Raw genomic sequence first — 6,271 nt, 5'->3', positions numbered from 1 at the left:
GATTTTTTGATGCGGCCGAGAGGACTTGAACCTCCACGGGGTTTCCCCCACTAGGCCCTCAACCTAGCGCGTCTGCCGTTCCGCCACGACCGCGCGGAAAAAACAAAAGTGAGCCATGAAGGATTCGAACCTTCGACCCTCTGATTAAAAGTCAGATGCTCTACCAACTGAGCTAATGGCTCGTAAATGGCTGGGCTAGCTGGATTCGAACCAGCGCATGACGGAGTCAAAGTCCGTTGCCTTACCGCTTGGCTATAGCCCATCGAAATAGTTATCTTCTTTTCAAAGACAAATTTTATTGTACCATAATGTCCAATAAAAAACAACTGCCATATAGCAGAAGTTAAAATGGCGGTCCCGACCGGGGTCGAACCGGCGATCTCCTGCGTGACAGGCAGGCATGTTAACCACTACACCACGGGACCATTTGGTTGCGGGGACAGGATTTGAACCTGCGACCTTCGGGTTATGAGCCCGACGAGCTACCGTACTGCTCCACCCCGCGATAATATTATTTATATAATTTATATGGTGGAGGATGACGGGATCGAACCGCCGACCCCCTGCTTGTAAGGCAGGTGCTCTCCCAGCTGAGCTAATCCTCCGAAGTGGTGACCCGTACGGGATTCGAACCCGTGTTACCGCCGTGAAAGGGCGGTGTCTTAACCACTTGACCAACGGGCCAATATATATGGCAGAGAAGAAGGGATTCGAACCCTCGCACCGCGTTAGCGATCTACTCCCTTAGCAGGGGAGCCCCTTGAGCCACTTGGGTACTTCTCTGTATATGGCTCCGCAGGTAGGACTCGAACCTACGACCGATCGGTTAACAGCCGATAGCTCTACCACTGAGCTACTGCGGAATAATAAAGACAATTTGTATCTTATAAAATTTCTCATCGTAAGTCAAGAAGTTTTTTCACAACGTCTTGCGCAAACGGGACATGTTTATAATATACTGGATTGCGTTTTCACTGTCAAGATGTTTTCACTACCAGTTTTAGTTGTCCTTTACACTTTCCACATACATATCTTTGTGTATTTATTTGACGTCTTCTTACATATTGAAATGAACACCCCATACATTCATACATAGAAACTTTCGTTTCCTCCTCACTAATCATTCGTTTGCAAAAACGTGGTGCAGCTACTTTCTTTAATAACTCACGAAAATCTCTATCTCGGTGCTTATACCCTTTTCCTGTGATATGTAAGTGATAATGACAAAGTTCATGTTTAACAATCCCGACTAACTCTTCTTTACCATATATTTCGTAATATCGATAATTCAATTCTATATTATGATTCTTCAATAGATAGCGCCCACCAGTTGTACGTAACCTACTATTAAACATTGCTTTATGTAAAAACGGCATTCCAAAGCATTGTAACGATACCTCTTCCACTAACCGTTGAATTTCTTGCTCATCCATTCTCATTCCTCCTAAACTAAAAAATATTTTTACACTTTTCTCTCTTCTTATACATATAGTAAATAGTACATATACCCATCCTCATTCAAGAAGCGTGATTTCTAAAAATGCAGCATTGCTAGAAATCCACTCACCAACCTCTCATCAAAGTTACCTTAACTAAAAGGAGCTACTTTTTTGAGAGCAGGATTAAACAAGGAGGGATTCCTATGCCCACGTGGCTAAAGAAACAAATGCAACGTGCATATTTTGAGAAAAACCGGTATCAAATCAAGTTACTAAATGAATGCTGGTTTTATTATAGTAAAATACATCAAAGCTCATAATCAATTAAACTTTCCAGTTCATAAAAAAAGAGCAGTTTCATCTGCTCTCTTTTCTTACTATTCAATCGGTAACATTGATAATGCAACACGACCTTTTTTCGTATCAATATCATCTACCCATACCTTTACAATTTGTCCCACGGATACAATATCTAATGGATGCTTTACAAATTGTTTGCTTAGTTTAGAAATATGCACTAAACCATCTTGCTTCACACCAATATCAACAAAGGCACCGAAATCAACAACATTGCGGATCGTTCCCTCTAATTCCATACCACGCTTTAAATCTTCTAATTTTAAAATCCCCTTTTTCAAAAGTGGCTTTGGCAACTCATCCCTCATATCTCGTTCCGGGCTAATTAAAGCATCCATAATATCAACTAGTGTTGGCTCACCAATCTCCGTCTCTTGAGATAATTTAGAAATATCTACTCCTTCTAAACTCTTTTGCAAGTTTGGTTTCCCCACATCACTCTTCGATAACCCTAAGCTCTTTAATAGCAATTCAACATTTTTATATTGCTCTGGATGAATCCCTGTGCGATCTAACGGATTCGCTCCTTCTAATATACGTAAAAACCCGATACATTGTTCATATGTTTTTGCACCTAAACGCGGGATTTTCTTTAATTCAGTACGCTTCGTGAATTTTCCATCTTCCTCACGCTTAGCTACAATATTTTTCGCAACTGTTTTTGATAACCCCGAAACATATTGCAACAATGCAACTGAAGCTGTATTTACATTAACACCAACTCGGTTAACTGCTGTCTCTACTACAAATGTTAATGATTCATTTAATCTCTTTTGAGATACATCATGTTGATATTGTCCCACCCCAACAGATTTAGGGTCAATTTTCACAAGCTCTGCAAGTGGATCTTGCAGACGTCTCCCAATTGAAACAGCACTTCTTTCTTCAACCTGTAAATTCGGAAACTCCTCGCGAGCTACATCAGATGCTGAGTACACACTAGCACCCGCTTCATTTACAATAATGTAAAATACATCTCGTTCTACATTTTGTAATACATCTACTATAAATTCTTCCGTTTCCCTCGAAGCTGTACCATTTCCAATCGCTATCATTTCAACTTCATATTTATCTATAATTGAAAGGATTTTCGTTTTTGCATCCTCATATTTACGAACAGGCGGATGCGGATAAATAACATCTATGTGAAGAACTTTTCCTGTATCATCTACTACAGCTAATTTACAACCGGTTCTATACGCTGGATCTACCGCTAACACAACTTTCCCTTTCATCGGAGGTTGTAATAATAAATTACGTAAATTCTCAGAGAAAATATGAATCGCTTGTTCTTCGGCCGTTTCCATTAATTCTTTACGAATTTCTCTTTCTATTGAAGGTTGAATTAATCGCTTATATCCATCTTCCATCGCTAATTGTACATAATGCGCACTTTTAGAAGCTTCATCAAGAATCATTTTTTTATGTAAAAACTGAAGGATTTCTTCAATTGGCGTGATAACAGAAACTCTTAATACGTCTTCCTTTTCACCACGATTCATAGCTAGTACACGGTGTGGCACTACTTTTTGCAACGGTTCTTCATAGCCATAATACATTTCATATATATTCTTTTCATCTTTTTCTTTATCTTTTACAGATGAAGACATAATCCCTTGTCGGAAAGTAGTATTGCGAATCCAACTACGATATGCCGCATTATCCGAAACAAGTTCCGCAATAATATCTTGCGCACCTTGCAACGCATCTTCTGCAGACGCCACTTCTTTTTCTGCATTAACAAATTCCATAGCCTTCTCTGCTGGATTTTCTTTTTTATATAACAATAGCCACTCAGCTAACGGTTCTAATCCCTTTTCTTTAGCAATTGTAGCTTTCGTTCTTCTTTTTTCTTTATATGGACGATATAAATCTTCTACTTCCTGAAGTTTTTTTGCAGCAACAATATGACGACGCAACTCTTCGGTTAGTTTACCCTTTTCACCAATAAGACGAAGAACCTCTTCTTTCCTATCTTCTAGTTGCATCATATATTGCCATCTTTCTAAGATTGCACGAATTTGCACCTCATCTAGAGATCCTGTCCATTCTTTTCGGTAACGAGCGATAAATGGAACTGTGTTACCTTCTTCTGTTAATTGAATAACATGACGAACTTGCTTTTCTGTAAAGCCTAATTCTTTCACTAACATTTTCATTAACCATTGTCGATTATCTACCATTTCCATATCCAACCGTAACCTCCTCTATAATAAAAAAAAGTTGCCCTGTAAAGAGAGCAACTTAAACTGCCGATTTAAAAATCTATTAGTCCTAAACTAATTTGTAACGCTTCATCTACACGACTCATCATCACTTCATCCAAATGAGTGATTTTGTCCGTTAAGCGTTGCTTATCGATTGTTCGAATCTGCTCAAGTAAAATAACAGAATCTCTCTCAAAACCATACTTTTTCGCATCAATTTCCACATGAGTGGGTAATTTCGCTTTTTGAATCTGTGCAGTAATAGCCGCTACAATCACAGTCGGACTAAAACGATTTCCGATGTCATTTTGAATGACAAGAACCGGACGAACGCCTCCTTGCTCAGAACCAACAACTGGGGAAAGGTCTGCAAAATACACGTCGCCGCGTTTTACAATCAAAATATTACCCCCCGCTAACTAAGCGTTCTACTGTATGAGCTGCTTCATACTCTGCTAAGAAAGCTTCAGATGCAATACCAAGATTAATTTTTCCCATTTCAATGTACCCACGTCGCATTGATTCATGTTGGTAGCGTTTCTTCGTCTTATGTTGACGCAATAACAGTTGTGTTGCCTGGCAAATTAGTTCATGGCGATTCTTATTCTCTTGTTTTCCAATTCCGTCCAATTCCGTTACCATTTGCTTTGGCAACCGAACCACGATTTCAGTAGTTACACTTGATTCGGACACAAAAATACACCTCCACCGTCAACTACACACCCAAATATATATATGACACCTATTGTAATAATACCATTGTATGGAGCCTGTTGCAAAGACTTCCTTATTCCCTGCTTATGTTTTCCAATTCATATACAAAACATTCATCTTCTTTTACTTTTCATCTCTTTCAAACAAGAAATAAAGCAATTCTTCCCGCAACATTTCATTGTAACTTATATTAATAACAATTATAAAAAGAAGCTCCCTAGCAAAAAAGAGCCTATTTTCCATTAGCGAAAATCCCCTAAATGACGAGATACTGAGCGATAATACCTTCTTCTATATATCGTTCAAATAATTGATTACTTCTACAACTTTACCGTTTCGTATAAATATTCTCGGTACACGGAAGCTTATCGTTGCGATAATTTCATAATTAATAGTCCCGGAATATTCAGCGACCTCAGTAGCACTAATATACTCATCACCTTGTCTCCCAATGAGTGTAACTTTCGTACCAAGTGGCACTTCACAAGGAAGATGTATCATGAATTGATCCATTGTTACTCGACCCACAATCGGTACTCTTTCACCATTTACAAGTACTTTAAACCCTTGCAATCTTCTAAGCCAGCCATCTGCATATCCAATTGCAACTGTCGCAATCCATTCTTCAGTTCTCGTTCGGTATGTGACATTATAACTAATTCCATCCCCTTTAATCACTTGCTTAATATGAGCAACTTTCGTATGAAGTGACAACGCCGGTTCCAATTTAAATGGTAAAAAAGGACGTATTTCTACAGATGGGGATAATCCATACATCGCAATACCAACTCGCACCGCATTAAATGTAATCCCTTGAAACCTTAACGTTGCAGCGCTATTGGCTGTATGGACAAATTTAGGATTTACTCCAAATTCTTTCAACCAACTTAACTGCTGCAAGAATGTATTATATTGCTTATCAAAGTAAGAAGTCTCAACCTCATCCGCTGTTGCAAAATGCGTATATACTCCTTCTAACTCTAAAAATGGCGCACCTTCTAAACTCTTTAAGAACCCTTTTAATTCTTTGCGTTCACGTATTCCGATTCTCCCCATACCACTATCAAAATTAATATGGAATTTCATTATTGATGAACCATCCCAGAGCTTTATCGCTTCTTCCACCCATTCTTTTTGAAAAACAGTTAATGCTACATCATTTTCAGCAGCTACATTTACATCACGGGGCGGGGAAGGACCTAATACTAAAATCGGTGCAGTAATACCAGCCCTCCGAAGCACTAAAGCTTCATCTAAAAAAGCAACTGCTAATCTTGTCGCTCCTGCTTCTAATGCAGTTTTAGCCACCGGTACATAATCGTGCCCATATGCATTCGCTTTAACTACAGCAAAAATCTCTACATCACTTGGAATGAACTCTTTAATATGCGTAACATTGTTGTAAATTGCATCTAAATCCACTTCCACCCAGGTGTCACGGTAAAACGGTGCGTCTTCCATAAATACACTTCCTTATACACGATATGCGAAGCTTATTCTTTTATATGCTTCTTTTATGAAATCCACCTTCAAACTAAGAAAAGACGCGGTGCA

The 6,271-nt window shown here is 38.8% G+C and carries 6 protein-coding genes and 9 tRNA genes; 1 reads left to right on the top strand and 14 read right to left on the bottom strand.

Annotated elements, in window-relative coordinates:
• Window positions 1-10 precede the first annotated feature (10 nt).
• The 10 genes from MHB76_RS01425 to MHB76_RS01380 all read right to left on the bottom strand — a co-directional run bounded on the left by MHB76_RS01425 (window position 11) and on the right by MHB76_RS01380 (window position 1,433).
• A tRNA-Leu gene (locus MHB76_RS01425) sits at window positions 11-93 on the bottom strand.
• Window positions 94-109: 16 nt separating this feature from the next.
• Window positions 110-182 (bottom strand) — tRNA-Lys (locus MHB76_RS01420).
• 5 nt (window positions 183-187) lie between these two features.
• Window positions 188-262, bottom strand: a tRNA-Gln gene (locus MHB76_RS01415).
• Window positions 263-349: 87 nt separating this feature from the next.
• Window positions 350-425: transfer RNA gene (locus MHB76_RS01410), tRNA-Asp, on the bottom strand.
• A gap of 3 nt (window positions 426-428) precedes the next feature.
• Window positions 429-505, bottom strand: a tRNA-Met gene (locus MHB76_RS01405).
• A 24-nt stretch (window positions 506-529) separates the two neighbouring features.
• Window positions 530-605, bottom strand: a tRNA-Val gene (locus tag MHB76_RS01400).
• Between the two features lie 4 nt (window positions 606-609).
• Window positions 610-684, bottom strand: a tRNA-Glu gene (locus MHB76_RS01395).
• 8 nt (window positions 685-692) lie between these two features.
• Window positions 693-783: transfer RNA gene (locus MHB76_RS01390), tRNA-Ser, on the bottom strand.
• Window positions 784-788: 5 nt separating this feature from the next.
• Window positions 789-863 (bottom strand) — tRNA-Asn (locus MHB76_RS01385).
• A gap of 114 nt (window positions 864-977) precedes the next feature.
• Window positions 978-1,433, bottom strand: a complete 456-nt coding sequence (locus MHB76_RS01380) for a SprT family protein (RefSeq protein ID WP_002159531.1) — start codon at window positions 1,431-1,433, stop codon at window positions 978-980.
• 209 nt (window positions 1,434-1,642) lie between these two features.
• On the opposite strand from MHB76_RS01380, the gene cmpA reads away from it, so the two are divergent.
• A complete protein-coding gene (gene cmpA, locus MHB76_RS01375; RefSeq protein ID WP_001143642.1) occupies window positions 1,643-1,759 on the top strand; it encodes a cortex morphogenetic protein CmpA in 117 nt (38 codons plus the stop codon).
• A 57-nt stretch (window positions 1,760-1,816) separates the two neighbouring features.
• Here the strand turns inward: cmpA and MHB76_RS01370 are convergent, their stop codons facing one another.
• The 4 genes from MHB76_RS01370 to alr all read right to left on the bottom strand — a co-directional run bounded on the left by MHB76_RS01370 (window position 1,817) and on the right by alr (window position 6,178).
• Window positions 1,817-3,985: a Tex family protein gene (locus tag MHB76_RS01370; protein ID WP_078175179.1), complete on the bottom strand. Its 2,169-nt coding sequence runs from the start codon at window positions 3,983-3,985 to the stop codon at window positions 1,817-1,819.
• A gap of 68 nt (window positions 3,986-4,053) precedes the next feature.
• The gene (gene ndoA / locus MHB76_RS01365) at window positions 4,054-4,404 is read right to left on the bottom strand and encodes a type II toxin-antitoxin system endoribonuclease NdoA (RefSeq protein ID WP_000635965.1); all 351 of its coding nucleotides are present in this window, start codon (window positions 4,402-4,404) and stop codon (window positions 4,054-4,056) included.
• A 4-nt stretch (window positions 4,405-4,408) separates the two neighbouring features.
• A complete protein-coding gene (locus MHB76_RS01360; protein ID WP_000004570.1) occupies window positions 4,409-4,696 on the bottom strand; it encodes an antitoxin EndoAI in 288 nt (95 codons plus the stop codon).
• Between the two features lie 312 nt (window positions 4,697-5,008).
• Window positions 5,009-6,178, bottom strand: coding sequence for an alanine racemase (gene alr / locus MHB76_RS01355; protein ID WP_002159533.1), 1,170 nt, complete (start codon window positions 6,176-6,178; stop codon window positions 5,009-5,011).
• Window positions 6,179-6,271 lie beyond the last annotated feature (93 nt).

The sequence above is a fragment of the Bacillus sp. FSL M7-1345 genome (genome assembly GCF_038006985.1).
Taxonomy (GTDB): domain Bacteria; phylum Bacillota; class Bacilli; order Bacillales; family Bacillaceae_G; genus Bacillus_A; species Bacillus_A cereus_U.
Note: the sequence above shows the minus strand (reverse complement) of the source record. Positions and strands in the feature narration are given on the sequence as shown.